Annotated in this window: 30 protein-coding genes; 11 read left to right on the top strand and 19 right to left on the bottom strand. The window is 69.7% G+C overall.

Annotation, left to right across the window (positions count from 1 at the left end; all coding sequences use genetic code 11):
- The first annotated feature begins 138 nt into the window (after positions 1 to 138).
- Positions 139 to 837 carry a DUF805 domain-containing protein gene (locus tag AC3A3G_RS08355; protein WP_200216648.1) on the top strand — a complete coding sequence of 233 codons (699 nt, stop codon included), beginning with the start codon at positions 139 to 141 and terminating at the stop codon, positions 835 to 837.
- A gap of 83 nt (positions 838 to 920) precedes the next feature.
- Here AC3A3G_RS08355 and AC3A3G_RS08350 read toward each other — a convergent pair whose 3' ends face one another.
- From AC3A3G_RS08350 to AC3A3G_RS08300, 11 genes are all read right to left on the bottom strand, one after another.
- The gene (locus AC3A3G_RS08350; protein ID WP_487487950.1) at positions 921 to 1,454 is read right to left on the bottom strand and encodes a phage tail tape measure protein; all 534 of its coding nucleotides are present in this window, start codon (positions 1,452 to 1,454) and stop codon (positions 921 to 923) included.
- Entirely contained in the window at positions 1,444 to 1,623 is a 180-nt protein-coding gene (locus tag AC3A3G_RS08345; RefSeq protein WP_368924554.1) for a phage tail assembly chaperone, read from the bottom strand. The genes AC3A3G_RS08350 and AC3A3G_RS08345 overlap by 11 nt, the downstream gene beginning before the upstream one ends.
- Complete coding sequence (locus tag AC3A3G_RS08340; RefSeq protein ID WP_368924555.1) at positions 1,620 to 1,910, bottom strand: GTA-gp10 family protein; 291 nt, start codon at positions 1,908 to 1,910, stop codon at positions 1,620 to 1,622. The genes AC3A3G_RS08345 and AC3A3G_RS08340 overlap by 4 nt, the downstream gene beginning before the upstream one ends.
- Positions 1,910 to 2,320: a phage major tail protein, TP901-1 family gene (locus AC3A3G_RS08335; RefSeq protein WP_200168905.1), complete on the bottom strand. Its 411-nt coding sequence runs from the start codon at positions 2,318 to 2,320 to the stop codon at positions 1,910 to 1,912. Before AC3A3G_RS08335 ends, AC3A3G_RS08340 begins: the two co-directional genes overlap by 1 nt.
- A 191-nt stretch (positions 2,321 to 2,511) precedes the next feature.
- Positions 2,512 to 2,919, bottom strand: coding sequence for a DUF3168 domain-containing protein (locus AC3A3G_RS08330; protein ID WP_200168892.1), 408 nt, complete (start codon positions 2,917 to 2,919; stop codon positions 2,512 to 2,514).
- Positions 2,916 to 3,218: a phage head completion protein gene (locus AC3A3G_RS08325; RefSeq protein WP_200168893.1), complete on the bottom strand. Its 303-nt coding sequence runs from the start codon at positions 3,216 to 3,218 to the stop codon at positions 2,916 to 2,918. Before AC3A3G_RS08325 ends, AC3A3G_RS08330 begins: the two co-directional genes overlap by 4 nt.
- Positions 3,219 to 3,229: 11 nt before the next feature.
- Positions 3,230 to 3,535 (bottom strand): hypothetical protein, encoded by a 306-nt coding sequence (locus AC3A3G_RS08320; protein WP_487487949.1) that lies wholly within the window; start codon positions 3,533 to 3,535, stop codon positions 3,230 to 3,232.
- Positions 3,536 to 3,567: 32 nt separating this feature from the next.
- Positions 3,568 to 4,047, bottom strand: a complete 480-nt coding sequence (locus tag AC3A3G_RS08315; protein WP_200168842.1) for a YcgN family cysteine cluster protein — start codon at positions 4,045 to 4,047, stop codon at positions 3,568 to 3,570.
- A 42-nt stretch (positions 4,048 to 4,089) separates the two neighbouring features.
- Positions 4,090 to 4,428, bottom strand: coding sequence for a DMT family transporter (locus AC3A3G_RS08310; protein ID WP_292056073.1), 339 nt, complete (start codon positions 4,426 to 4,428; stop codon positions 4,090 to 4,092).
- Positions 4,425 to 5,015: a TetR/AcrR family transcriptional regulator gene (locus AC3A3G_RS08305; RefSeq protein ID WP_412876933.1), complete on the bottom strand. Its 591-nt coding sequence runs from the start codon at positions 5,013 to 5,015 to the stop codon at positions 4,425 to 4,427. Before AC3A3G_RS08305 ends, AC3A3G_RS08310 begins: the two co-directional genes overlap by 4 nt.
- A 47-nt stretch (positions 5,016 to 5,062) precedes the next feature.
- Complete coding sequence (locus AC3A3G_RS08300) at positions 5,063 to 5,656, bottom strand: hypothetical protein (protein WP_487487948.1); 594 nt, start codon at positions 5,654 to 5,656, stop codon at positions 5,063 to 5,065.
- A 97-nt stretch (positions 5,657 to 5,753) separates the two neighbouring features.
- On the opposite strand from AC3A3G_RS08300, the gene AC3A3G_RS08295 reads away from it, so the two are divergent.
- The 5 genes from AC3A3G_RS08295 (at position 5,754) to AC3A3G_RS08275 (ending at position 13,612) form a co-directional block, all read left to right on the top strand.
- Positions 5,754 to 7,571 (top strand): ABC-F family ATP-binding cassette domain-containing protein, encoded by a 1,818-nt coding sequence (locus AC3A3G_RS08295; RefSeq protein ID WP_487487947.1) that lies wholly within the window; start codon positions 5,754 to 5,756, stop codon positions 7,569 to 7,571.
- A gap of 187 nt (positions 7,572 to 7,758) precedes the next feature.
- On the top strand, positions 7,759 to 9,306 hold the full coding sequence (locus AC3A3G_RS08290) for a S10 family peptidase (RefSeq protein WP_315027259.1): 1,548 nt from the start codon (positions 7,759 to 7,761) through the stop codon (positions 9,304 to 9,306).
- A 669-nt stretch (positions 9,307 to 9,975) separates the two neighbouring features.
- A complete protein-coding gene (locus tag AC3A3G_RS08285) occupies positions 9,976 to 11,004 on the top strand; it encodes an ABC transporter substrate-binding protein (protein WP_487487946.1) in 1,029 nt (342 codons plus the stop codon).
- 80 nt (positions 11,005 to 11,084) lie between these two features.
- Positions 11,085 to 12,497, top strand: a complete 1,413-nt coding sequence (locus AC3A3G_RS08280; RefSeq protein ID WP_487487945.1) for a hypothetical protein — start codon at positions 11,085 to 11,087, stop codon at positions 12,495 to 12,497.
- Entirely contained in the window at positions 12,494 to 13,612 is a 1,119-nt protein-coding gene (locus AC3A3G_RS08275; protein ID WP_487487944.1) for a DUF2336 domain-containing protein, read from the top strand. The genes AC3A3G_RS08280 and AC3A3G_RS08275 overlap by 4 nt, the downstream gene beginning before the upstream one ends.
- Positions 13,613 to 13,696: 84 nt before the next feature.
- On the opposite strand, the gene AC3A3G_RS08270 is transcribed toward AC3A3G_RS08275, so the two are convergent.
- The 7 genes from AC3A3G_RS08270 to AC3A3G_RS08240 form a co-directional block, all read right to left on the bottom strand.
- Positions 13,697 to 14,119, bottom strand: coding sequence for a Ros/MucR family transcriptional regulator (locus tag AC3A3G_RS08270; protein ID WP_200168852.1), 423 nt, complete (start codon positions 14,117 to 14,119; stop codon positions 13,697 to 13,699).
- Between the two features lie 164 nt (positions 14,120 to 14,283).
- The gene (locus AC3A3G_RS08265; protein WP_200168853.1) at positions 14,284 to 15,498 is read right to left on the bottom strand and encodes a DUF2336 domain-containing protein; all 1,215 of its coding nucleotides are present in this window, start codon (positions 15,496 to 15,498) and stop codon (positions 14,284 to 14,286) included.
- A 52-nt stretch (positions 15,499 to 15,550) separates the two neighbouring features.
- The gene (gene cysK, locus AC3A3G_RS08260; RefSeq protein ID WP_487487943.1) at positions 15,551 to 16,543 is read right to left on the bottom strand and encodes a cysteine synthase A; all 993 of its coding nucleotides are present in this window, start codon (positions 16,541 to 16,543) and stop codon (positions 15,551 to 15,553) included.
- Between the two features lie 128 nt (positions 16,544 to 16,671).
- Positions 16,672 to 17,352, bottom strand: a complete 681-nt coding sequence (locus AC3A3G_RS08255; protein ID WP_125901785.1) for a GNA1162 family protein — start codon at positions 17,350 to 17,352, stop codon at positions 16,672 to 16,674.
- Positions 17,349 to 17,717 carry a DUF4810 domain-containing protein gene (locus AC3A3G_RS08250; protein WP_125901786.1) on the bottom strand — a complete coding sequence of 123 codons (369 nt, stop codon included), beginning with the start codon at positions 17,715 to 17,717 and terminating at the stop codon, positions 17,349 to 17,351. Before AC3A3G_RS08250 ends, AC3A3G_RS08255 begins: the two co-directional genes overlap by 4 nt.
- Complete coding sequence (locus AC3A3G_RS08245; RefSeq protein WP_200168855.1) at positions 17,714 to 18,031, bottom strand: hypothetical protein; 318 nt, start codon at positions 18,029 to 18,031, stop codon at positions 17,714 to 17,716. The genes AC3A3G_RS08250 and AC3A3G_RS08245 overlap by 4 nt, the downstream gene beginning before the upstream one ends.
- On the bottom strand, positions 18,028 to 18,963 hold the full coding sequence (locus AC3A3G_RS08240; protein WP_487487942.1) for a CsgG/HfaB family protein: 936 nt from the start codon (positions 18,961 to 18,963) through the stop codon (positions 18,028 to 18,030). The genes AC3A3G_RS08245 and AC3A3G_RS08240 overlap by 4 nt, the downstream gene beginning before the upstream one ends.
- Positions 18,964 to 19,129: 166 nt before the next feature.
- On the opposite strand from AC3A3G_RS08240, the gene AC3A3G_RS08235 reads away from it, so the two are divergent.
- Positions 19,130 to 20,572 (top strand): aldehyde dehydrogenase family protein, encoded by a 1,443-nt coding sequence (locus tag AC3A3G_RS08235; protein WP_487487941.1) that lies wholly within the window; start codon positions 19,130 to 19,132, stop codon positions 20,570 to 20,572.
- A 7-nt stretch (positions 20,573 to 20,579) separates the two neighbouring features.
- Here AC3A3G_RS08235 and gloB read toward each other — a convergent pair whose 3' ends face one another.
- A complete protein-coding gene (gloB, locus tag AC3A3G_RS08230) occupies positions 20,580 to 21,311 on the bottom strand; it encodes a hydroxyacylglutathione hydrolase (RefSeq protein ID WP_368924569.1) in 732 nt (243 codons plus the stop codon).
- A gap of 103 nt (positions 21,312 to 21,414) precedes the next feature.
- Here gloB and AC3A3G_RS08225 point away from each other — a divergent pair, with 103 nt between their 5' ends.
- From AC3A3G_RS08225 to AC3A3G_RS08210, 4 genes are read left to right on the top strand one after another with little or no spacing between them, the layout of a single operon-like run.
- Positions 21,415 to 22,185 carry a class I SAM-dependent methyltransferase gene (locus tag AC3A3G_RS08225; protein ID WP_487487940.1) on the top strand — a complete coding sequence of 257 codons (771 nt, stop codon included), beginning with the start codon at positions 21,415 to 21,417 and terminating at the stop codon, positions 22,183 to 22,185.
- A gap of 10 nt (positions 22,186 to 22,195) precedes the next feature.
- Positions 22,196 to 22,690, top strand: coding sequence for a SixA phosphatase family protein (locus AC3A3G_RS08220; RefSeq protein ID WP_487487939.1), 495 nt, complete (start codon positions 22,196 to 22,198; stop codon positions 22,688 to 22,690).
- A complete protein-coding gene (locus AC3A3G_RS08215) occupies positions 22,687 to 23,040 on the top strand; it encodes a DUF952 domain-containing protein (protein WP_487487938.1) in 354 nt (117 codons plus the stop codon). Before AC3A3G_RS08220 ends, AC3A3G_RS08215 begins: the two co-directional genes overlap by 4 nt.
- Before the next feature lie 2 nt (positions 23,041 to 23,042).
- Positions 23,043 to 24,080, top strand: coding sequence for a quinone-dependent dihydroorotate dehydrogenase (locus tag AC3A3G_RS08210; protein WP_487487937.1), 1,038 nt, complete (start codon positions 23,043 to 23,045; stop codon positions 24,078 to 24,080).
- Positions 24,081 to 24,144 lie beyond the last annotated feature (64 nt).

Raw genomic sequence — 24,144 nt, 5'->3', positions numbered from 1 at the left:
TGCGTCCCGTCGCGGGACAGTTTGCGAACGTCTCGCGAAAAACTTCGCCTAACGTCAGACTTCGGGTTGTCCGCGCCGCCCGCGTCAGCCATGCTTTCGCCACACCACGGCGAAGCCGTTCAACGACAGGAGATCCGCGTGCGCGGCGAAATTCTCAGCTATGACGACGTCTCGGGCACGGGCCTGATTAGCGGCGACGACAGCATCCGCTACGGCTTCACCCGCACGGACATCCAGGCTGGCGGAACCGTCGCCGTCGGCGCCCGTGTCGACTTCGTGCCGGAAGGCATGGAGGCGACCCAGGTCATGATCCTGGCCTCCACCGCCCCCGCCGCCGCCTTCGGCCAAGCCGCCGCCTCATCGACGGGCGGCGCTCCGCTCGGCGCCTATGACTTCGCCACGGCCATGTTCTCGTTCAACGGCCGCCTGCGTCGTCAGCATTTCTGGATCAGCTGGCTGATCCTGTTCGGCGTCGGCCTGATCCTGAACTTCATCCCGTTCCTGAACCTGCTGGGCCTCGCCCTGCTGTGGCCGCACCTCGCCATCGGCGTGAAGCGCCTGCACGACATGGGCAAGGCGGGTTGGATTATCGCCATCCCCTACGTCGTCATGATCGGCGGCTGGGTCTTCGCCTTCATGTCGATCGGCGTTTCGGCCTTCATGAACGCCCAGGCGCTGGAAAACGAGGATCCCGCCGTCATCCTCAGCACCTTCGGCCCGGCGCTGGGCATCCTCAGCCTGACCTGGCTGGTCGCTATCGGCTTCTGGCTCTGGATCGGCATCTCCGACAGCCAGCCCGGCGACAACAAATACGGCCCGAACCCCAAGGGCGAATAAGTTCTAAGGGCGCTCTTCGGAGCGCCCTTTTTTGTTGCACTACCGCTCGACACAGGGCGCCTCGCTGCTTGAGCACGTCCTGTTCAACGCGCGCCCAGGGCCGCCGCCCGCGCCAGCATCCGGGCGATCTGCGTCTCCGAGCGCAGCAGCCCTTCGGCCCCTCCATCCACCGTGACGTTCACCGTCACCCCGGCCCCCGAACCAGAGCGACCGCCCATCGGCTCGACCGTCCCCGCGCTCGCCGGACGGAACACCTCCGGTCCGCGCTCCCCGACCAGATAGGCCCCGCCGCCCAGCACCGGCCCGCCGTCCGCCCGCGCCCCGCCGAAGCCCCCCAGCGCCGCCGCAATCGCCCCCGACAGTCCCCCGCCGCGCACGCCCGCCGCCGCATTGACCGCATTCAGCACCGCCCGCGCCAGTTCGGCCAGCGTCACCTCTCCGTCCGCCGCCGCCCGCGTCAGCGACCGCGTCAGGCTGGCCCCCGCCCGCCCGAAGGCGTCCTCGATCGAGGCCGCCGCCCGTTCCGCCGGCTCCTTCAGCGCCTCCAGCGCCGCCGCGGCCTCGGCCGCCTTCACCGGCACGGCGTCGATGCCGTCCGGCCTGAAATTATCGGTCATCCGGCCACATCTCCTGCATCCGCTCCAGTTCGCCCCGTCCCAGCGGCGCCGCCCGAACCGGCCCCGCCGTCAGCATCCGCCATTCCTTCAGCGACAGCCGCCAGAAGCTCTCCGGCCCCACGCCCAACCGCGCCGCCGCCTGCATCATCTCTCCCCACGGAGTCCTCACGCCGCCGCCGCAAAGGCCTTCGCCACCGCCTCCGCCGTCTCGCGCGGATCGACCGGCGCGCTCGCCAGCCCCTCCGCCAGCGCAACCTCGCCCCCGCCGCGCAGTAAGGCCGCCAGCACCACCATCAGATCCCGCGCCGACAGCGCCTTCATCCGCTCAGCCAGCGCCGCCATCCCGGCGACGCCCAGCCCCGTCTCGATCTCGGCCAGCGCCCCCAGCGTCAGACACAGCTTCCGCTCCGCCCCCGCCAGCCTCGCCACGACCTCACCCCGCACGCCGTTGATCATCACAGCGCCGAGAACGTCACTTCGCCCGCGCTGGCCAGGCTCAGCGCAAAACTGGCCTCGCCCTCATGCTCCCCGGCGTATTCCAGCGCAGCGACCAGAAACGGCCCCTCCAGCACGCCGAAGTCCGGCACGATCAGCCGCCACGTCTTCGCCGCCTGCTCAAAGAAGGCCTCGCGGATCAGGGCGTCCGACGCCGCATCGCGAAAAATTCCCTGCCCTGACACCGCCGCCGACTTCACGCCCGCCCCCGCCAGCAGTTCGCGCCACCGCCCGGCGCTGTCGCTGTCGGTCGCATCCACCGTCTTGGCGTTCAGCGAGATCGTCCTCGCCCTCAGCCCCGCCACCGTGGTGAAGGCGCCCCCCGCGCCCTCGATCTTCAGCAGGATGTCCTTGCCCCGTTGCGCCGTCATCTTTCCTCGCTTCGTTTTCCAGAACCCGCGCGTCCCTCTCCCTCCCCTTCATGGGGAGGGTGGCCGAGCCGCAGGCGAGGCCGGGTGGGGAGGGCCAGACCATTCACACGCCGCACCCTGATCGCCCCGCCGCCCCCACCCGATCGCTATCGCGACCACCCTCCCCATGAAGGGGAGGGAGAGGCGCCGCGCTAAACTTCTTCCGTCACCGCCCGCACCCGCATCACCGCCCACGCCCGCTTCAGATCCGGGCTGCGGAACAGGTCCGTAAACGTCACCGCCACGCTGACCGCCCTCACCCCATCCGCCTCCAGCGGCGCATCGGCGACCCGCGCCCGCACCGCCGCCGCCACGGCCCGCGCCTCCTCCAACCCCCTGAACCGACTGGCGCAGGTCAAGGTCAGCCGCTGCTCCACCCCGCCGCCGTCGGCGTTCAGCGGCCGACTCTCACACCGCCCGATCACCAGATGCGGAAACCCGGCCCCCTGCGGCGCCTCATCCCAGACCCGCACCGGATCACCCAACAGCGCCTGCAACGCCCCATCGCCGCCCAGATGCGCGACCAGCGCCTTCACCAGCGCCCCTTCATGATCCTTCATCGCGCCCGCTCCAGGTTCAGCCGCACCCGGCCCGCCGCCTTCGGATCAGCCTCGATCCCGACCACGCCCCAGTCCGCCCCGCCGAAGCGCGCCACCAGCCCTTCCTCCAGCCTCGGATCGGCCCGCACCGTGGCGCTCAGCGTCTCGACGCCGCGCGTCACGCCTGCGTCCGTCCGCTCGCGCCGCCTTCGCGCGCCCAACGCCAGCCACAGCGACCCGACCGGCTCATAACTGACCACCTGCCCGCCATAGGGCGTCTGCGCCGCCACCGGCCGAACCAGCGAAGCCACCACCTTCATCGCCCCCGCGTTCACAGCCGCACCACGCGATAGGGCGCGATCCACCCCTCGACCGGCGCCGCGCTCATCTCGCCGTCGCCGCGCTCATAGGCGCGCATCACCAGCATCATGCCCGCCAGGGTATGGCTGACGCTGCTCATGCGCGGGATGCTGGTCTCGTCCAGGCCTACGCCGGACAGGAAGACGGCCCGTTCCTCGTCCAGCACGGTGATCATGGCGTGGGGCGCGCTGAACGCCGCGCAGGCGATCGCCGTCAGCCGATCGAAGGCGTCACGCCCTCCCGCCGCAGATTTCGATTGTGTCGCGACAATAGCCATTTTCGCCCCCACCCTGGCCCGCCTCCAACGAATTATTCGTTAGCGACGCCCCGTTCGCCCATCCATTCCGGCGCTTCGAAGTCCAGCGCGTCCTCCGGCTCCTTCAACGCAAGTTCCGAAATCGTCTGGCGCCGCACCGACACCCCGGCCGTGTGCACCGTCTCGGGATCGCCGGAGACCAGCGGGTGCCACCAGGCCAGCGTCCGCCCTTCATCCAGCCGGCGATAGGCGCACGACAGCGGCATCCACTTCAGCCGCTCGATGTTGTCCGGCGTCAGCTGCACGCAGTCCGGCACCTCGGCCTGGCGCTGGGCGTAGTCGGTGCAGGTGCAGCGGTCCGGGTCGAACAGCTTGCAATGGACGTGCGTCGGAATGATCTGGCCCGTGTCCTCGTCCTCGAACCGGATGACGCAGCACAGGCCGCAGCCGTCGCACAGGCTCTCCCACTCGGTCGGAGACATCTCCGCCAGGGTCTTGGTTTCCCAGAAAGGCTTGGGCGACGTGGAATTCATGGGCGCGCCCTATACGCCCCAAATCCCCGTCTGTCGCGGCTTTCAGTGAGTCACGCTCTTGGAGAAGACGTTGATGACCACCACCCCGCCGATGATCAGCGCCAGGCCGATGATCGCCGGAACGTCCAGCTTCTGCTTGAACAGGAACAGGCCGATCACCGAGATCAGCACCACCCCCAGCCCGCTCCAGATGGCGTAGGCCAGCCCCACCGGCATCTGCTTCAGCGCCAGGGTCAGCAGGTAGAAGGCGACGCCGTAACACACCGCCAGCCCCGCCGTCGGCCAGGGCTTGGTGAACTGCTGCGACTGCTGCAACAGGGTCGTCCCCATCACCTCGAAGCTGATCGCGCCCAGCAGGGCCAGCCAGGTCGTCGGGTTCACTCAGCGGCCTCGCCATAGGCGTCCGTCAACAGGCTGCCCGGCGTCAGCAGCGACAGAAGAGCCTTCCTCTGCTCCGGCGACACCTCATGCGTGCCGAACAGATCGGTCATCCACAGGCCGTCGGCGATCAGCCGCAGCATCAGGGCGTCGTCCTTGCCTGCCAGGTCTTCCGGGTCATCGGCGGCCAGGGTCTTCATCGCCCCACGCCAACGCGGGATCAGGCTGGGCTCTATGGCGCAGGCGGCCAGGGCCGCCCGCCCGATGCTGACGTCCCGCTCCGTGGCCGGTTCATTGACGACCGCCCGCAGATAGGCCCGGGCATTGCGGCCATAGGGATTGGGGTCGCGCGCCGCCTCGGTCAGCACCGCGGCCGCCATCTCGGTGGCGAGATAGTCGATCACCCCTTCCAGCAGGGCCAGCTTGTTCGGAAAGTGATGCAGCAAGGCGCCCTTGCTGAACGGCAGGCGCGCCACGACCGCATCCAGCGTCACCGCCATCGCTCCCTGGTCGGCGGCGATCTCGATGGCCATCTCTATGATCTGGCGACGGGTGTCTTCAGGCGTGCGGCGGATGGTTTGCGTGTCCATGACGCTTTACATACCAACTGGACGGTATGCGTCAAGCCGAGACTCGCTCAGGCCTGTCTCACTCTCCGCCGCGCCAGATAGACCCCGACCACCGTCGCCACCGTCAGGATCATGCCCAGGAAGACGGCGCCCAGCCCCATGAAGACCGTGGAGAACAACTGCCCCATGAACCCTTGTCCCACGGCGATCACCGTCTGCGGTCCGACCTGCCCGTCATAGTCGGCCGAGATCCTGTAGGTTCCGGCCCGTTCGACGCGGAACACGTTGATCGCCTCGCCTTGACGCCCGCCCAGCGTATAGGTGGAGCTTCCCATGGGCGCGCTCACCGCCACCGGCGCGCCGTCCGCCGCCTCGACATGGACGGCCAGACCGGGCACTTGATCGACCGCATAGACCCGGCCGTCGACGACGCTGCGATATTCCAGAAAGACCGTGTGCCGGCCCGGCTCCAGCCGCAGTTCGCGCGCGCCCGGCACGACGATCTGCTCCAGCCCGTCGTCCAGCTTCGACAGTTGCGTGAACAGCACCGCGCCCATGGCCGCGAACCCGCAGATCATGGGCAGCGCCGCCAAGGCGTACCAGCCCCGGCCCGGTCCCTTCTTCGCGGCGCGACCGTCTCTTGCCGAGGCGCTCAGATCCATTCCACCCTCCGTCGTCATCGCCCGCGACTACAGCCCGCCGCCAGGGAAGCGTCAACGCCGATGGCCGAAGCGACGGTCAGTCGCTATATGCGCCCCCATGGCCGCCAGACCCCCCCTTGTCGCTCTCAAAGACGTCCGCCTTCAGGACGGTCCCCGCCCGCTGTTCGACGGCGTCGACATGGCGATGGAGCCGCGCAGCCGCGCCGCCCTGGTCGGGCGCAACGGGGCGGGCAAGTCCACCCTGATGAAGGTCGTCATGGGCCTGATCGAGCCGGACTCGGGCGACCGCTCGGTCCAGGCCGGCACCCGCTTCGCCTATGTCCCGCAAGAGCCGGTCATCACCGGCGAGACCCTGGCCGACTACGCCGCCTCGGGCGAGGCCGAGCGCTGGACCGCCGAAAGCTGGCTTGAGACCTTCGGCCTCAACCCGAACAAGTCGACGCAGGGCCTGTCGGGCGGCGAGATCCGCCGCGCCGCCCTCGCCAAGGCCTTCGCCGAAGAGCCCGACCTGCTGCTGCTGGACGAGCCGACCAACCACCTCGACATCCTGGCCATCGAACTGCTGGAGAACGAGCTGATCCAGGCCCGTTTCGCCCTGCTGGTCGTCAGCCACGACCGCGCCTTCCTGAACCGCGTCACCGACACCGTTCACTGGCTGGAAGGCCGCAAGGTCCGCACCCTCAACAAGGGCTTCGTCGAGTTCGACGACTGGGCCGACAAGGTCATGGAGGAAGAGGCCGAGTCCCTGCGCCGTCTGACCAAGCGCATCGAGGCCGAGACCTACACCTTCTACCGCTCCATCACCGCCCAGCGCACCCGCAACGAAGGCCGCGCCCGCGCCCTGCAGCAGATGCGTCTGGACCGGGCCGAACGGGTCAAGGATCTGCCGCGCGAGCTGAACCTCGGCGTCGATTCCGGCGCCGTCTCGGGCAAGCTGGTCGCCGACATCAAGGGCGTCAGCAAGTCGTTCAGCGACCGCGCCATCTTCCGCAACCTGACCACCCGCATCATCCGCGGCGACCGTCTGGCCATCGTCGGCCCCAACGGCGCGGGCAAGACCACCCTGGTCAAGGTACTGCTGGGCGAACTGGCCCCGGACGAAGGCACGGTCCGCATGGGCGCCAACCTGGAACCCCTCTACCTCGATCAGTCGCGCGAGGGGTTGAAGTCGGACATGACCCTATGGGACGCCCTGACGCCGGGCGGCGGCGACTCCATCCTGGTGCGCGGCCGCTCCATGCACGTCGCCGCCTACGCCAAGGACTTCCTGTTTCAGGAAGCCCAGCTGAAGCAGCCCATCTCCACCCTGTCGGGCGGCGAGCGCAACCGCCTGCTGCTGGCGCGGGCGCTGGCCCAGCCCGCCAATCTGCTGATCCTCGACGAGCCGACCAACGACCTCGACATGGACACGCTGGAAAAGCTGGAGGAGTTGCTCGAATCCTACGACGGCACCTTGATCCTGGTGTCGCACGACCGCGATTTCGTCGACCGTCTGGCCACCTCGACCATCGCCCTGAACGGCCGCGGCGACGTGGTCGAGACCCCCGGCGGCTGGCAGGACTTCCTGCGCCAGAACCCCGGCTTCCTCGCCCCGCCCCCGACCCACGCCGAGGCCGCCCCCTCCGGGGGGCGTCGGGTCGAGAAGTCGGAGCCTTCCGACCGCGCCCCCAAGAAACAAGCCAAGCTCTCCTACAAGGACGCCCGCCGTCTGGAAGAGGTCGAAAAGCTGATGGAGACCCTGCCGGTCGAGATCGCCCGACAGGACGCCGTCCTGGCCGACCCCGACCTCTACGCGCGCGACCCGGCGGCCTTCGACCGCGCCATGAAGGCCGCCGAAAAGGCCCGCGCCGAGCTGGAGGCCGCCGAGCTGGACTGGCTGGAGCTGGAAGAAAAGAAGGCCGCCCTGGCGAGCTGACGAACGCGCGGCGCCTCGCCGCACATTCTTCGCCAAACCTCTCCGTATCCGGCCAACCCTTCCGCGATAAGGGCGGAACCCACGGTTTACATTCGCCCCCGCTTGCCGCCTCATTCCAAGCTGGGCGGCGCTGTTCGCGCGCCCGGCTCTCGAGGGGGAGCCGCGTAGACAAACTGGGGGTTTATCCATGAAGAGACTGCTTGTCGTCGCCGCTTCGGCGCTGGCCCTGGCCGGGCCGGCCATGGCGCAAAGCGGAGGCCAGAGCGGGCCTCAGGGCGCGCCGCGCGTCGATGTCGCCGCCGCCGCGAACCGCACCGAAGCCGCCATCCCGCCGCCCGTCATGTCCGAGACCCGCCACACCGGCGTCTTCGGCGGCCAGCGCATCGCCTACCGCGCCATCGCCGGCGAAACCTACCTGAAGGACAAGGAAGGCAAGCCGCTCGCGGCCATGGTCTCCTACAGCTACATCAAGGAAGGTCCGACGGACCCGAACCGCCCCGTGACCTTCCTGTGGAACGGCGGCCCTGGCTCCGGCTCCCTGTGGCTGCACATGGGCGCCTTCGGACCCAAGCGCGTGGTCGTGCCGTCGGACGCGCGTGACGACGGCGCCGCGCCCTTCCCCATCATCGACAACGTCGACTCCCTGCTGGACGTCACCGACATCGTCTTCATCGACCCGATCGGCACCGGCTTCAGCCGCGCCCTGGGCAAGACCGACCCGGCCGACTACTGGGGCGTGACCAAGGACGCCAAGTCGATCGCCGAGTTCATCCGCCTGTGGCTGAACGAGCATGGCCGCTGGAACGCGCCGAAATTCATCGGCGGCGAGAGCTACGGCACCACCCGTTCGGCGGCGGTGATCAACGAGTTGGAAGGCAGCTACACCGACGTATCGATCAACGGCATCCTGCTGATCTCGTCGATCCTCGACTTCAGCCTGGCCGCCGACGCCCAGGGCAATGAGCTGGGCTTCGTCACCACCCTGCCCTCGATGGCGGCCGCCGCCTGGTACCACGACAAGGTGCCGAACAAGCCCGCCACGGTCGAGGAATTCGTCGCCGAGGCCCGCGCCTGGGCCATCGGTCCCTACGCCTCGGCCCTGCTGAAGGGCAACGCCCTGCCCGCCGACGAACGGGCGACGATCCTACAGCAGCTGTCGCGCTACACCGGCATCTCGCAGACCTATCTGAGCAACGCCAACCTGCGCCTGTCGCCCGGCCGCTTCTACAAGGAGCTGCTGCGGGATCGCGGCCTGACCATCGGCCGTCTGGACGCCCGCTACACCGGCGTCGACTACGACAACGCCGGCGATCGCCCGGACAACGACCCCAGCTTCTACGGCATCGACGGCGCCTATACCGCCGCCATGAACGCCTGGTCGCGCGAAGGCCTGAAGTATTCGCCCGACGTGGTCTATTCCTCGATCGGCGGCACCCGGAACTGGGACTGGAACCTGCCGACCGCCGGACGCGGCGGGGCGGAATATCTGAACGTGGCTCCCTACATCGGCCGCGCCCTGCGTGAGAACAGCGGCCTGCGCGTCTGGGTGGGTCAGGGCTACTACGACTTCGCCACGCCCTTCTTCGGCGCCGAATACTCGCTGAACCGTCCGGGCTTCCCGACCGACGGCCGCATCGAGTGGCACTACTACCACTCGGGCCACATGATGTACGTGCGCGAGGACGATCTGAAGAAGCTGTCGACCGACATCCGCACCTTCATCCGCAATCGCTGACGACCCGCCGCCATCCGCTCCTGCGAGCGGGTGGCGGTCGCTTTCCTGTGGACAACGCAAGACGCTGATCCGCTTCCGCGAATTTCGTCCGCCCACAGATATCCACAGACTTGCCCACCGCGTCCGGGTCGATTCCGCACAGACGCTCCGATTTGGGCGCTTGCCCAATAACGGATTTCGCGGGAACGTCAACAGGCCGAGGGACACGGCGGCGCGGAAATCCGGGGAGACCCGAAGATCAAGCGGACCGGTCCGGCTCTCTGACCCAGGGTTCCAAGCCTCTTCGGAGGACGCGGAAACACCGAAGCAGGGCCCAGGCTCCCGATCCTTTAGCGCCTCGGCGCCGGGATCACGGAGAACCAGGCCGGGATCGACGGACGGCGCGAGGTTCGCCTTGCGGAACGCCGAAGACCAGGGGCCGATGGAACGACAGTCGAACGACGCCGGGTCCGCCCGCCGACGCTAAAGACCGACTTCCGACCCGATAGCGGCCAAGTCCAACCCGGACTTGGCGAGGGGACGCGATCCGCGATCCGACCGGCGACGGTCTGGCTCAAAGGGTTACGTCCCCTCGCTCAATTTCGGCGCATGATTTCCGGGCTGAAATCCCGCCCGGCGACGCCTCGCCGCCTTTCCAAGCGCGGCCCGCCCCCCTACACCCTAGACGTGATGACTCGCGCCCGCCTGCACCGACGCGGCCTGATGGCCGGCGCCCTCGGCTTGACCGCCCTGGGCGCCCTGTCCGCGTGCGGCCGCAGCCCGGCCCAGACCGACGAATCCGGCCGGGTGCGCCTGCGGGTGGCTGCGGGCGGTCCGACGGGCGCGCTTCACGGCGGTTTCTACCAGGCCGTCGCGACCGGGGCCTATGAACGGCGCGGCCTCAACGTCGAGATTCTGGCCGGGCCGTCGGGCGCCGACATCCCCGCCCTGCTGGCCGCCAGCGCGGTCGAACTGGCCGTCGGCCGCGACAGCTTCCTGCCCCTGCGGTTGATCGCCGACCGGGCGCCGGTCAAGGCCGTGGCCGCCTTCCTGCAGAAAGACCCCGTCGTCCTGCTGGCCCATCCCGGCCAGGAGTTGGAGGATCTGACCGTCCTGCGCGGCCGCCGTATCCTGATGGAGCCCGGCGACCAGACCGGCTTCTGGACCTGGCTGCGCGCCCGCTTCGACCTGACGCCCGACCAGGCGCAGACCGGCGCCCCCGCAGACAATCTGAAGGCCTTCCGCGAGGATCGCCAAAGCGTGCTGATCGCCCGCCTGACCGACGGCGCGCCCAGCCTGATCGCGCGCGAGGTCGGCTTCCAGCCCCTGGTCCTGACCCCGGCCGAGGACGGCTACCCCTCCTATTCCGGCCTGGTGCTGGCGCCCAACGCCTTCGCCCGCGACAACGCCCAGGCCCTGCGCGACTTCATCGCCGCCTCGGTCGAGGGCTGGCGCGACTATGTCCACGGCGACGGGGCCAAGGGCGACGCCCTGATCCGCCGCGCCCATCCCGACCTGCCCCAGCGCGCGCTCGACGCCGCCCGCGCCTCGCTGCGCGCCCAGGCCATGGTCGACGGCGGCGACGCGGCTCTCTACGGCCTGGGGGCCATGACGCCCGAACGCTGGCAGGCCTTCGCGGAGCAAACCCAGGACGCCTATTCCGTCGTCCCCGACTGGCGCGAAGCCTTCACCAGCCAGTATCTGCCCTCGCGCGGCTAAGACCGCCCGGCGTTAGGCGAGGATTAAGCCGCGCCGCCTAGGGTGTCCGGCTGAACGTCTTCACCTTGCACGAGGCGCCGGTGCCGCGCATCCTGACCATAGCCGCCCTTCTGCCCGCGCTCGGCGCCTCGACGGCCGCCCTGGCCCAGGCCGCGCCGTGGGCCCCGCCGCAGGCTCAGGCGCCCTATCCGCCCGCCGCCTATGATCGCCAGCTGTCCTGGCCGGGCCGCGCCCAGATCCATCCGTCCAGCCAGACGGCTCCCGCCTATCCGGCCGCGCCCGCCGACGGCTTCGCCCCGCCGCAGGAAGCGGCCTACTTCGCGCCGCCCGCCGCCCAGACCGTCGCCCGCCCGGCCGTCATCCCGCACGGCGGCTATCCCTGGCGCGCCGGCGCGCCGGACTACAACCGCCAGCTGACGCCTGCCCAAGCCTGGGGCGCGCCGTCGCCGATCCCGGCCCCGCCGTCTTCGGCCAACGCCCTGACGCCCGCCCCCGACTTCCGTCCCGTGACCAGCCATCCCGACGCGACCTGGGGCCCCTACGTCTCGCCCCCGGCCGAGCAACCCGCGCCGACCTACGCGCCGCCGGCGCCCTATCAGCCGACCTACCAGCCGGCGCCCTGGACGCGTCAGCCTCTCTCCGTCCCGCCCCAGCCTGTCGCGCCGCCGCCTTCGAGCGAGGCCCCCGCGCCCTACGTCCCCGAGCGCCAGCCCCAGCCTCAGCCGACAGAGCCCGCTCCGGCGCTCGACCACGTTCCCTGGACTCGCGCCCAGCCCCAGGCGCAACCCGCGCCCCCGCCGCCCGTCCAGCGCACGCCGCCGCCCGAACCGGCGCCGATGCCTATGCCCGAGCCTGTGCGGCCGATGCCGACGCCGCCCGCGCCAATCCAGCCCACCCCGATCCAGCCCGCCCCGCGCGCCGTCGCGCCCGCGCCCCGACCGGCCCCGCAACCCGCTCCTGAGCCGGTCCGCCAGCCCGCGCCTGTCGCCGAACGCATTCCTGAGCGCATCCCCACGCCGCCCGTTCAACCTCCGGCCCCGCCGCCCGCCCAGCCTGCGCCGCAGCCGACGCCTGCGCCCGCTCAGGCTCCGGCCGACCCGGCCTTCGACCCGATGGCCCCCCGCCGCGACGCGCCGATCTTCCAGTTGCAGCGCAACACGCCCCCGCCGCCGGCTGCGACGCCCGCCCCCGCGCCGGCTCAGGGTCAGGCGCCCGCCGCCCCGACGCCCCAGCCTGCGCCTCAGCCCGTGTCGAACGACGCCCCGGTCCAGCAGGGCAGCGCCCGCTACTATTCCGTCCACCGTCAGGCGGGCCGCCAGCCGGACGCCACGCCCCTGCCCGCGCCCAACTATCTGGACGCCATGCCGGTCGAGTTGACCGAGACGCCGTCCTCCGACGACCTAGCCCAGCCGCCCGAGCCGCCCGCCGTCATGCGCGACGCCCAGGGCCGCCTGCGCGCCGCCCCGCTGGCCGATGACCCGATGCTGCCATGAGCGACGGCGCCCCCCTGCCTCCCCCGGCCGAGACCGGCTCGCGCCTGCCCGACCTGATCGCCCTGGCGCAGGAGGCGTCCAGCCCCAAGCGCCGCGCCCTGCTGCGTGAGCTGACCGACTGCTTCTTCGGCGCCGCCGAGCGCACCGAGGCCGAGACCGCCCTCTACGGCGCCGTCCTGTCGGACCTGACCGACGCCATGGAGACGGCCGTGCGCGCCGAACTGGCCGAACGGTTCGCCCAGGCGCCGGACGCCCCGCCCCAACTCATCCGCCGCCTCGCCAATGACGAGGCCGAGACCGTCGCCGCCCCCGTCCTCAGCGCCTCGCCGGTGCTGACCGAGGCCGATCTGATCGGCGTGGTGCGTTCGCGCGGCCAGGGCCACCTGCGCGCCGTCAGCCGCCGCGCCGCCGTGTCCGAGGCCGTGTCCGACGCCATCGTCGAGCGCGGCGACGACGAGACCCTGGGCGTGCTGCTGGGCAACGAAGGCGCCAGCCTGTCGCGCGCCGCGACCGAAACCGCCGTCGAGCGCGCCCGCGCCAACCCGGCCCTGCACGCCGTCACGGTCGAGCGCGCCAGCCTGCCGCCCGACCTGCTGAACGACATGTATTTCGCGGTCGAGGCCCAGCTGCGTCAGCGCATCCTGGAGCAGAACGCGCGTCTGGACCCGGCCCTGCTGGAAAGCGCCCTGGCTGCGGGCCGAACCCGCGTCGCGGCCGAAGACGGCGCCCTGCCCGCCGATTACGCCGAGAGCCTGGCCTACGTCGAGGAACTGCGCGCCGCCAACCAACTGACGCCTCAGGTGCTGGCCCGCTTCCTGCGTTCGGGCGGCCAGACCGCCTTCCTGATCGCCCTGTCGCAGCTGGCCGACGTCGACTTCCACACCGCCCGCCAGATCATCGAGCGGCGCGAGCTGGACGCCCTGGCCGTCATCTGCAAGGCGGCGGACCTGGATCGCGCCCTGTTCCTGACCTACGCCGTGGTGCTGCTGAACACCGACGACAACGCCATGGGCAAGGCCCGCGCCTATGCCGGGATGTACAACGAGCTGACGCGCGAGGCGGCCCTGCGGACCCTGCGCTTCTGGCGCGCCCGCAAGGCCATGCAGGCGGCCTGACGGCCCTCGCAGCAGCATTCGGACAGCAAAACGCCCGCCTTTCGCTGGAAAGGCGGGCGTCAGTTTTTCAGTCGCGCTGGCCTATTACTTGCGCATCGCGCGAGCCGGCTTACGGCCGCCCTGACCCAGGCCCATCTGCTTGGCCAAATCCGAACGCGCCTTGGCGTAGTTCGGAGCGACCATCGGATAGTCTTTCGGCAGACCCCACTTGGCGCGGTATTCCTCGGGGCTCATGTTGTATTTCGTGCGCAGGTGACGCTTCAGCGACTTGAACTTGCGACCATCTTCCAGACAGATCAGGAAGTCCGGCGTAATCGACTTGCGGACCGGAACGGCCGGTTCCTGCGGTTCAGGCTCGGCTTCCGCCGGCGCGACCGAAACGCCTGACAACGCAGCGTGGATCTGAGCGATCAGACCCGGCACGGCGTCAGCCGATACGGTGTTGTTGCTGACATAAGCCGACACGATGTCCGCCGTCATCTCAAGCAGTTCGGGTTTTTCTTCCATCCGGATCAGCCTCTTGAAGCCCCAAATTCAATCGACTGATCTGAAACGATCTGCCGCTAACAGGTTCCATACGTATGTTCGATGTCGAAAGCAATGCAGCAACAATTTATTGCTTGATACGCGAGTTCAACTGCCTTGATCAGTAGTTACAACAACGTCGGTTTTTATCGACCGAAGTTCTCTGCAAGAGCCAATAGGGCCGCACGCTCGGGCGCCGAGTATTCATCGATCAGCGCCCCATCCCCTTCGCGGATCGCGCGTAGAAGCGTCGGAGTCAGGGCTGAAGACAGAGTCCAGTTCCAGTAACGCAGCACGGTTTGAGCCCGGTCCACAGCCAACATTTCATAAGTCGTCTGGACCCGACGCCAGTCCGGGTGCTCCTGCCCGTCGGCCGTCGTTTCGGGACGGCGCATGGCGCGCCACAAACCGGACAGATCGCGTCGGGTCAGGCCCGTCGCCTTGCACAATATAGCCAGGGGCTCGCCGCCCGCATCGCCCATGATCTTGGCCGAAGTCAAAGGCTTGATCCCCGAAAGATAGCCGATCTCGCTGACCAGATCGCGCGTCAGGCCGCCAGACGCAGCCGCCGCCACCGCCGCTTCCAGATCGGCGTAAGGGCTCTTTTCAATGGCCGCTCGATTACGTTGGCGGCGCTCGATGAACTGAAGCGCCTTGCGCGCGACGGGGTCGTTCCAGCCCTCCTCCGCCGCCATGGCGAAAACGTCCTCAACGCTGCTCTGCATGACTTCGCGCGACACGGCGAAGCGCTGCAGGATGATGCGGCGCTCGGTCGGCCCGCACCACCAGAACATGACATAGGCGCCCGACGGCCGCAGCTCCGCGCGCCGTAGCAACAGGTCGCACAAGGCCGCCGTCCCGCGGCTCAGCGCAATCACCCCCTCAAGGGCCGACTGCGACAGGCGAGCCGAATCGTTACGCAAGACGGCGACAATCACCGCCTCTTCTCCCCAACTCAGCAGGGTTTCCGTCACGGCTTCGGACAGACCGCGTCGGCTCGCCATCATCAGCCGGTGCTCCAGCCCCGCGTCGCGCGCGCAGCCGATCAGGTCCGCGTCGGATAAGGCGGCGCAATCTTCCAGCAGCGCCCGCGCCACCTCCGGCTCGTCGCGCAGCAGCAGCCGCTTCAGCGTGTCCGGCAGTTCGCCCAGCGGGGCCAGGCGCTGCGCCACCCGGCGGCGCTCCTCGACCGGCGCGGGCCGCAGCACGTCGACCAGCAGATCGCCAACCACCGAGCGTTCGAAGACGTTGATCCGGCTGGCGGGCAGGCTGACCACGTCGGCCAGACGACGCAACAGGGCGCGACGCGCCCTCGACGGCCGCGCCCCGATCTCTTCCGCCCTGACCCCGGTTTCACCCATGGCGCGAACTCTAGCGCCGACCGGTTAACCGCACGTCACGGACAGAACGGCCTCACAGCCCTTCGAACAGGGCCGTCGATAGATAACGCTCGGCGAAGCTGGGAATGACGGCCACGATGGTCTGACCCGCGTATTCGTCCTGCGCCGCCAGGCGGAAAGCCGCCGTCAGGGCCGCGCCCGAGCTGATGCCGACCGGTATGCCTTCCTCGCGCGCGGCGCGGCGGGCCATGTCGAAGGCGTCCTCGTTGGTGACCTGCTCGACCCCGTCGATAACCGCGCGGTCGACCACGGCGGGGATGAAGCCCGCGCCGATGCCCTGAATCTTGTGCGGACCGGGCGCGCCGCCCGACAGGACGGGCGAGGCGGTCGGCTCGACCGCGATCATCTTCACCGAGGGCTTCTTCGCCTTCAGCGCATGGCCGACGCCGGTGATGGTGCCGCCGGTGCCGACGCCGGACACGACCACGTCGACGGCCCCGGCCGTATCGTTCCAGATCTCCTCGGCCGTGGTGGCCTCGTGGATCGCGGGGTTGGCCAGGTTCTCGAACTGGGCCGGGCTGACCGAGCCGGGAATTTCCGTCAGCAACTCCTCGGCGCGGGCGATGGCGCCCTTCATGCCCTTTTCGGCCGGCGTCAGCTCCAAGCGCGCGCCCAGCAGGGCCAGCATCTTGCGCCGCTCGATCGACATGCTTTCGGGCATGACCAGGATCAGCTTGTAACCCTTGGACGCGGCGACGAAGGCCAGGGCGATGCCGGTGTTGCCGCTGGTCGGCTCGATCAGGGTCGCGCCCGGCTTGATCTTGCCCAGTTGCTCCAGCGCCTCAACCATGGCCACGCCGATGCGGTCCTTGACCGAAGCGATCGGGTTAAAGAACTCCAGCTTGGCCAGCACCGTGGCCTTGGGCTTCAGCGCCGCCGTCAGATTGGGCAGCCGCACCAGGGGCGTGTCGCCGATGGTGTCGACGATGCTGTCATAGACCCGGCCGCGGCCCGCCTTCCGATGGCGGCTGGCGTCATAGACCTGGGTTTGGGCGGTGTCGGACATGGCGAGGTCTCCGTGCATCGGGGGGCGGCGTAACAGATAAGGCTTATACGCGCGACGCAAGGCGCCGCCCCTCAGGAATTCTGTCGCGGACTTTAGCCGCGCTCGCCGCCTCCCCTTCGCCGGGCGCCCTATTCGTTCGGGAAGGTCTTGTGGTCCTGCTGGTGCTGGGCCGGCAGATAGGGTCCGGCGGGCAGGCCCTGACCCAGGGTGTGAGTCGCGATCAGATTGGCCTGCTGGGTCAGCGGCATGTAGTTCGGCTTGGCCTTCTCCAGCGCCGAGACGATCGCCTGGGCCAGCAGGTCGGCCAGCGGGTTGCCCGAACCGGACGCCTGCGGGCTGTAGGTCATCGACTGATGGTCCGACCACAGCACCTGGCCGGTACGGCAGCTCTTCAGCGTGTATTCGAACTCCACATTGGTCGAGGTGGAGATGACGACGTATTGCGACTCCCACTTCTGGATCTCGACGAACAGCACGGAGTCGCAGCCGAACAGCGGACCGAAGCGCGAGGCGTCGGCCTGATGCACCAGCCCCGCGTCCGACAGGCCCTCGTCCTCCAGCACGCCCTTCACCATATGGGCGGGGAAGACGTAATAGCCGCGCTCGGCCACCGGCCGCGAAATGGTCGAGACGAAATAGTCCGCCGCATCCACGTTGACCGTGGAATTGAGTGCCGGAACCACCATGACGCTGCGCGGATTCTCGGCGCGCAGGGCGGCGTAGCTCTTGGGCGCCGGCGCGGTCACGCAGGCGGCCAGCAGGGCGGTCGAGGCCAGGGCGGCGGCGGCGAGCGATTTCCTGACGATCATTGCGCGCCTCCTCCGGCGACGGCGGCGTCGCCGGAAATCCGGACGATCACGCGATCCATGAAGACGGCCGATTCCGGAAAGCGCGTGCGCTCTTCCTTGAACAGAACCAGGGCCTGGGCCGTCTCGCCCGCCTGCAGGTGCAGATAGCCCAACTCGGCCAGCAGACCCGGCGCAACGGCGTCGCGCTTGCGCCCGGCCTCGATGGCGCGCTCCAGAGCGGTGCGATAGGCCTCGCGGTTCTCGGGGTTCTGCGAATAGGCGTAGAGGGCCGGCTCATAAGCTCCCCACTCGAAGCGAGCGGCGGGCGCGCAGGCGGCGACAGCGGTCAGGGCCGCCAGCGCGGCGATCGAGAGCAGACGTTTCAAGGCACCACCACCACGGCCTGGGCCCCGGCGGCGACGATCACCGCCTGGGCGTGAAGAACCCTGCCGCCCTGGGTGACGGCGATCTCATGTCGGCCCGGCGTCAGCGACGCGCCTGCGGCCAGGGCGCTGACCGGCCCCATATCGCGTCCATCCACGATCAGGCGAGCATCCGCCGGGGCGTTGCTCAGCTTCAGAATCCCGGCGGGCGCGCCCTGGACGGCCTCGCGCGTGGGATAGTTCTTGACGCACCCCGCCGTCAGGCCCGCCGAAAGGGCGACACACAGGACGGTCAGGACGACCGCGCTCGTCTTCATGGTCTGATCTCCGTGACCCGCAGGCCGCTGATGTTCTGGGGCAGCTCGCCCTGGACCACGCGGGCGGTCGCGCCCTCGGTCTCGGCGCTGTCGCCGAAGAAGCCGGTGATCTCGATCTGCGCCACCCGGCTGCCCGGCAGGGTGATCGGCAGGCCCGACTGGCCGCTGACCACCGTCTCGCCCGGCGTCTCGACGTGGAAACGGTCGCCCGCGCGCAGGCCCTGGCTGGGACCGCCGCTGACATAGACGGTCGAACCCGACACCCGCAGGATGTCGGTGAACCAGGCCCGCTGCTGCAACTGGTTGACGATATTGGTCATGGTGTCGGCGATGGCCGCCGAGATGGCCCGGTCGTTCAGCGTCGAATCATAGCCCGCGCGGCTGCCGAAGCCCGCCACCTCGCCCGTCTCGGTCGTCGCCTCTCCGGCGCCCGAGGCGGTGAAGAAGACGCGGCCCGTGCGCACATCGACCAGCCGGATCTCAACCGTGGCGTTGACCGCCTGGCGCCGTTGGGAGTTGAGGAACCCCTGCTTGCCCTCGTTGCGGCGGCCCAGTTGGGTGACTGAACCCAGCAGCAGGGCGTCCACGCCGCTCAGCGCCTGACCGTCCGTCTCGGAGATGACCCGCTCGGCGTTCAGCGCCGTCAGGTCGGACCGCTCGAAGACAAAAAAGTGGTCGGACGCCACCAAGGCGTTGACCAGCATGTCGCCCGCCTGGGTCGCCACCGGATCGGCCTGCCCCGGCGACAGCAGCAGACGGCCGTAGGGCGTGCTGTTGGTGAAACGCCCGACCGCGACCCGGCGTTTCAGCCCCGGCCGCGCCGCCGCCTCGGCTTCGGCCTGAACCGCGCCCTGCGCCGCCGCCGTCGAAGGCTGCGCCGCTACGCACACGGCCACGGCCGCGAACGTTGCAAGAAGACTCTGTAATGACATGATGAACCGCCCCCGGTGTATCAACGATCTCCATGACACAGGAGACGGCATCGGCGCAATCCCTTCGCGAAACAGGCGCCGATTCCGGAGGCCCGTCGCGCACCGACGCCTTGTCCGCAGCCGCTGCGTCAGGCAATCCAGAACCGGAACCAAGGGGATGATCCGAATGACCGACACGCTTGAAATTTCGCACTGGATCGGCGGCGAGAAGATCGCCGGGGCGCGGACGGGCCATAGCCTGAACCCCTCGGACACGCGCGAGGTCGTAGCTCGCACGCCCCAGGGCGGGGAGGCCGAGGTCGATCAGGCGGTTCAGGCGGCGCGCGCGGCCTTCGGTCCCTGGGCCGACGCCTCGCCCGAAGTCCGATCGGACATCCTGGATCGGGCCGGCGCCCTGCTGATGGAGCGGCGCGAGGTCATCGGCCGCCTGTTGTCGCGTGAAGAAGGCAAGACCCTGGCCGAGGGGATCGGCGAGACCGCCCGCGCCGCCCGCATCCTGAAGTTCTTCGCCGGCGAGGCCCTGCGCCTGCACGGCCAGAATCTGGCCTCGACCCGGCCCGGAGTCGAAATCCAGACCTATCGCCAGCCGGTCGGAGTGTTCGGCCTGATCACGCCGTGGAACTTCCCCATCGCCATTCCGGCCTGGAAGATCGCGCCGGCCATCGCCTTCGGCAACACCGTCGTCATCAAGCCCGCCGGCCCGACCCCGGCCACGGCCGAGGCCCTGATCGCCATCCTGCATGAGGCGGGCCTGCCCGGCGGCGTGGTCAACATGGTCATCGGCGACGGCGACGTCGGCCGCGCCATCGTCGCCCACCCGGACGTGGACGGCATCAGCTTCACCGGCTCTCAGAAGGTCGGCGCCGGGGTAGCCGAGGGGGCGATGAAGCGCCAGGCCCGCGTCCAGCTTGAAATGGGCGGCAAGAACCCGCTGATCGTGATGGACGACGCCGATCTGGAGCGCGCCGTGGCCATCGCCCTGGACGGCAGCTTCTTCGCCACCGGCCAGCGCTGCACCGCCTCCAGCCGCCTGATCGTTCAGGATGGAATCCACGACCGCTTCGTCGCCGCCCTGGCCGAAAAGGTGAAGGCCCTGCGCGTCGGCGACGCCCTCGACCCGACAACCCAGATGGGCCCCGCCGTGACCGAGGCCCAGCGCGACGTCTCCTATGACTATATCGACATCGCCCGCGACGGCGGGGGCCGCGTGCTGGCCGGCGGCCAGCGTCTCAGCCTCGACAAGCCGGGCTGGTACGTCCAGCCGACCCTGATCGTCGACACCCTGGCCGACGCCCGCATCAACAACGAAGAGGTCTTCGGCCCCGTCGCCTCGACCATCCGCGTGGCCGATTTCGAGGAAGCCCTGGCCGTCGCCAACGGCGTCGAGTTCGGCCTGTCGGCAGGCATCGTCACCCAGTCGCTGAAGCATGCCCGCGAGTTCCAGCGCCGGGCGCGGGCGGGCATGACCATGGTCAATCTGGCCACCGCCGGGGTCGACTATCACGTCCCGTTCGGCGGCACGAAGAAATCCAGCTACGGCCCCCGCGAGCAAGGTTTCGCCGCCGCCGACTTCTACACCCAAATCAAGACCAGCTACTCAGCCTGTTAGAAGGCGACTAGCCCTGGAAACCGTCCTTGGCCGCGCGGCGCTGGGCGAAGTCTTCGACGTCGCGGGCGCGCAGGAAGGGATTGAAGCGGCGCTCGATCCCCACCGTGGTCGGCACGGTCGCTTCGCCCCGCTCGCGCGCGGCGAAGATCGCCTCGGCATGGACTTGCAGGGCGTCATCGGCGTCCGGCAGCGACAGGGCGAAACGCGCGTTCGACGCCGTATATTCATGCGCGCAATACAGCGTCGTCGCCTCGGACCAGGCGGCGATGCGGTTCAGGCTGTCCCACATCTGCTGCGGCGTTCCCTCGAACAGCCGCCCACAGCCCAGGGCGAAGATGACGTCGCCGACGAAGGCCAGGCCGTCGTCAGCCGCATGATAGACCACATGACCCAGCGTATGGCCCGGCGACAGCACCACGTCGAAGGTCGTTTCGCCCAGCCGCACCGCCTCGCCGTCGACCAGGACGTGATCCAGCGGCGCGGCGCGGCGCACCTCCTCCGGCCCGGCGATTTCGCAACCGGTCTCGGCCTGCAGCCGTTCGTTGCCGCCGGTGTGATCGGGATGCCAGTGGGTGTTCAGGATCAGGTCCAGCCGTCCCCACCCCGACGCCTCCAGATCGGCCAGGATGGCCTCGGCGTCCGGCGTGTCGACGGCGGCGACCAGCCCCGTCGCCTCGTCGCGGATCAGGAAGCCGTAGTTGTCGGACAGGCAGGGAAACTGGCGAACGGTCAGGGTCATGAGGAGGTCTCCTATCGAAACCCTATCCTAAGCCGCGCGAAGAGGAACCCTCCGTCGCCCAGAACGGGTGAAGTCGCGCAGACTTTCCGCCATACTGCCCGCCATGCGCCGCAGCATCGACGATCTCCGCACCTTCTACGGCGAGCCGACCGGCGCGCTGGCGCGGCGCATGCTGGCGCGGCGGCTGGAAGACGCCTGGGGCGCGGCCAACGGCAATGACGTGCTGGGCCTGGGCTATGCGACGCCCTGGCTGGACGGCTTCATCGGCGCGCGCCGAACGATCGCCGCCATGCCGGGCGGACAGGGCGCCGAGCAGTGGGCGGCGGCGGGACGCAACCGCACCGTCCTGGTCGACGACCGGCGCCTGCCCTTCGCAGCCGGGACATTCGACCGCATCCTGCTGGTCCACGCCCTCGAGGAAGCCGACGATCCGCAGGCCCTGCTGGCCGAAGTCGTGCGTGTCCTGGCCCCGGCCGGGCGCATCATCCTGGCGGCGGCGGCGCGCGGCGGCATGTGGGCGCGGGCCGAGACGACCCCCTTCGGCCACGGCCGCCCCTTCACCCGCGGCCAGTTGGAGCGGCTGGTGCGCGAGGTCGGACTGGAGCCGACCGCCTGGTCGCAGGCCCTCTACGTCCCGCCTTGGCGGCCGATGCTGCCGCTGGCCGACGGTCTGGAGCAGTTGGGGCCGAAGCTGTTTCCCGGCGCGGCCGGCCTGATCATGCTGGAGGCCTCGCGCCGCGCCTACGCCCGCGTGCGACCCGGCGGCGCGGCCCAGGCCGTGCTGGCCGGGCGTCCGGCCCTGACCCCTTCGCCCGCCGCGCGCGATCACGCGCCCGCCGCGCACCCTATGGTCGCCGCACGCAAACAGCCGTAAAGCCCTCGCCATGCAGAGACTGATCCTGATGCGTCACGCCAAGGCCGAAGCCTCGGCGCCGGGCGGCGACGTGGCCCGCCCCCTGAGCGAACGCGGCCGCCGCGACGCCGCCGCCATGGGCCGCGCCCTGGCCGAGCGGGGCCTGAAGCCGGACATGGCCCTGGTCTCGAGCGCCCAGCGCACGCGCGACACTTGGGACGGCGTCAGCGAGCATTTCGGCGATGTCGAGCTGCATGTCTCCGACGCCCTCTACAACGCCCCCGCCGACGTGCTGCGCCGCGCGGTCGAGGCGGCCGAGGATCAGGCGGGCTGTCTGCTGCTGATCGCCCATAACCCCGGCGTGCATCAGCTGGCGGTCGAATATCTGATCGAGAGCGCCGCCTCCCCCTCGGTGCTGGACAAGATGAGCGGCGGTTTCCCCACCGGGGCCGCGGCGATCTTCAGCGTCGATGTCGCCGGACGCCCGTCCTATGAAGGCTGGCTGACGCCGGAGCCCCTGGCGTGACCGATCAACCTGACATCGCCTTCAAGATCCTGCGCCGCGCCGACTGGCGCGCCGCCCTGGCCGAGGGCCGCTATGACGGCTCGGCGGTGGACCTGGCTGACGGCTACATCCACCTGTCCGCCGCCGACCAGTTGGAAACCACGGCGGCGAAACACTATGCGGGTCAGACCGAGCTGATGCTGGTCGAGGTCGATCTGACCGCCCTGGGCGACGCCCTGATCTGGGAGCCGTCGCGCGGCGGCGCCCTGTTCCCCCACATCTACGGCCCCCTGCCCGTCGCGGCGACGCGCGCCGCCCGCGCCCTGTCGGTGACGGCCGACGGCCGCATGATCGTCGAAGAGACCGCCTGAACATGAGCCTGACCGACCTCGGCGCCTGGGCGCTGCGCCAACTCGACCCGGAAACCGCGCACCGCCTGGCCATCCGCGCCCTGCAGATGACGCCCCTGCCGGCGCCCGGCGCCGACGATCCGATCCTGAAGACCGTCATCGCCGGGCTGGAGATGTCCAATCCGGTCGGTCTGGCCGCCGGTCTCGACAAGAACGGCGAGGCGCTGGAAGGCCTGTCGCGCCTGGGCTTCGGCGCGGTGGAGTGCGGCTCGGTCACGCCGCGCGCCCAACCCGGCAACCCCAAGCCGCGCCTGTTCCGCCTGGCCGAAGACCGGGCGATCATCAACCGCATGGGCTTCAACAACGAGGGGCTGAAACCTTTCGGCGCCCGACTGGCGCGGCGTCCGACCCGCACTGTCATCGGCGCCAACCTCGGCGCCAACAAGGAGACCGAGGACAAGGCGGCCGACTATGTGATCGGGCTGAAGAAGCTGGCGGGGCTGGCCGACTACTTCACCGTCAACATCTCGTCGCCCAACACGCCGGGCCTGCGCGCCCTTCAGGGACGCGAGGCGCTGGACGACCTGCTGGGCCGTATCCATGAGGCCCGCCCCGCCGACGGGGCGCCGGTCTTCCTGAAGATCGCGCCCGATCTGATCGGCGAGGAGATCGGCATGATCGTCGAGGCCTCCATCGCCCACCGCATCGACGCCCTGATCGTGTCCAACACCACGCTGGAGCGGCCCGCCTCGCTGCGCTCGGCCTTCGCGGGCGAGAGCGGCGGCCTGTCAGGCGCCCCGCTGAAACCCTTCGCGCTGAAGGCGCTGGAAGCGGCGGCCGAGGCGGCGAACGGCCGCCTGCCCCTGATCGCGGTGGGCGGCATAGCCAGCGGCGAGGACGCCTTCGCCCGCATCCGCGCCGGCGCCTCGGCGGTCCAGATCTATTCGGCCTTGATCTACGAAGGCCCGGGCCTGATCGGCCGCATCAAGCGCGACCTGGCCGCACGCCTGCGCGCCGAAGGTTTCGCCGACATGGCCGAGGCGACCTCAGCCCGCCGTTGACGGAGCATTAGCAACCGCGAGTCGATGATGAACCAATGGGCGCCGAGCCCGTTTGGAACGTCGC

Source organism: Brevundimonas sp. Soil_N_31 (assembly GCF_057655995.1).
Note: the sequence above shows the minus strand (reverse complement) of the source record. Positions and strands in the feature narration are given on the sequence as shown.

Bases quoted from the DNA above. Each gene is read 5' to 3' on its own strand.
- AC3A3G_RS08350 (WP_487487950.1), bottom strand. From the start codon at position 1,454: ATGACCGATAATTTCAGGCCGGACGGCATCGACGCCGTGCCGGTGAAG.
- AC3A3G_RS08340 (WP_368924555.1), bottom strand. From the start codon at position 1,910: ATGATCAACGGCGTGCGGGGTGAGGTCGTGGCGAGGCTGGCGGGGGCG.
- AC3A3G_RS08335 (WP_200168905.1), bottom strand. From the start codon at position 2,320: ATGACGGCGCAACGGGGCAAGGACATCCTGCTGAAGATCGAGGGCGCG.
- AC3A3G_RS08330 (WP_200168892.1), bottom strand. From the start codon at position 2,919: ATGAAGGATCATGAAGGGGCGCTGGTGAAGGCGCTGGTCGCGCATCTG.
- AC3A3G_RS08325 (WP_200168893.1), bottom strand. From the start codon at position 3,218: ATGAAGGTGGTGGCTTCGCTGGTTCGGCCGGTGGCGGCGCAGACGCCC.
- AC3A3G_RS08320 (WP_487487949.1), bottom strand. From the start codon at position 3,535: ATGGCTATTGTCGCGACACAATCGAAATCTGCGGCGGGAGGGCGTGAC.
- AC3A3G_RS08315 (WP_200168842.1), bottom strand. From the start codon at position 4,047: ATGAATTCCACGTCGCCCAAGCCTTTCTGGGAAACCAAGACCCTGGCG.
- AC3A3G_RS08305 (WP_412876933.1), bottom strand. From the start codon at position 5,015: ATGGACACGCAAACCATCCGCCGCACGCCTGAAGACACCCGTCGCCAG.
- AC3A3G_RS08300 (WP_487487948.1), bottom strand. From the start codon at position 5,656: ATGGATCTGAGCGCCTCGGCAAGAGACGGTCGCGCCGCGAAGAAGGGA.
- AC3A3G_RS08295 (WP_487487947.1), top strand. From the start codon at position 5,754: ATGGCCGCCAGACCCCCCCTTGTCGCTCTCAAAGACGTCCGCCTTCAG.
- AC3A3G_RS08290 (WP_315027259.1), top strand. From the start codon at position 7,759: ATGAAGAGACTGCTTGTCGTCGCCGCTTCGGCGCTGGCCCTGGCCGGG.
- AC3A3G_RS08285 (WP_487487946.1), top strand. From the start codon at position 9,976: ATGACTCGCGCCCGCCTGCACCGACGCGGCCTGATGGCCGGCGCCCTC.
- AC3A3G_RS08275 (WP_487487944.1), top strand. From the start codon at position 12,494: ATGAGCGACGGCGCCCCCCTGCCTCCCCCGGCCGAGACCGGCTCGCGC.
- AC3A3G_RS08270 (WP_200168852.1), bottom strand. From the start codon at position 14,119: ATGGAAGAAAAACCCGAACTGCTTGAGATGACGGCGGACATCGTGTCG.
- AC3A3G_RS08265 (WP_200168853.1), bottom strand. From the start codon at position 15,498: ATGGGTGAAACCGGGGTCAGGGCGGAAGAGATCGGGGCGCGGCCGTCG.
- cysK (WP_487487943.1), bottom strand. From the start codon at position 16,543: ATGTCCGACACCGCCCAAACCCAGGTCTATGACGCCAGCCGCCATCGG.
- AC3A3G_RS08255 (WP_125901785.1), bottom strand. From the start codon at position 17,352: ATGATCGTCAGGAAATCGCTCGCCGCCGCCGCCCTGGCCTCGACCGCC.
- AC3A3G_RS08245 (WP_200168855.1), bottom strand. From the start codon at position 18,031: ATGAAGACGAGCGCGGTCGTCCTGACCGTCCTGTGTGTCGCCCTTTCG.
- AC3A3G_RS08240 (WP_487487942.1), bottom strand. From the start codon at position 18,963: ATGTCATTACAGAGTCTTCTTGCAACGTTCGCGGCCGTGGCCGTGTGC.
- AC3A3G_RS08235 (WP_487487941.1), top strand. From the start codon at position 19,130: ATGACCGACACGCTTGAAATTTCGCACTGGATCGGCGGCGAGAAGATC.
- gloB (WP_368924569.1), bottom strand. From the start codon at position 21,311: ATGACCCTGACCGTTCGCCAGTTTCCCTGCCTGTCCGACAACTACGGC.
- AC3A3G_RS08225 (WP_487487940.1), top strand. From the start codon at position 21,415: ATGCGCCGCAGCATCGACGATCTCCGCACCTTCTACGGCGAGCCGACC.
- AC3A3G_RS08220 (WP_487487939.1), top strand. From the start codon at position 22,196: ATGCAGAGACTGATCCTGATGCGTCACGCCAAGGCCGAAGCCTCGGCG.
- AC3A3G_RS08210 (WP_487487937.1), top strand. From the start codon at position 23,043: ATGAGCCTGACCGACCTCGGCGCCTGGGCGCTGCGCCAACTCGACCCG.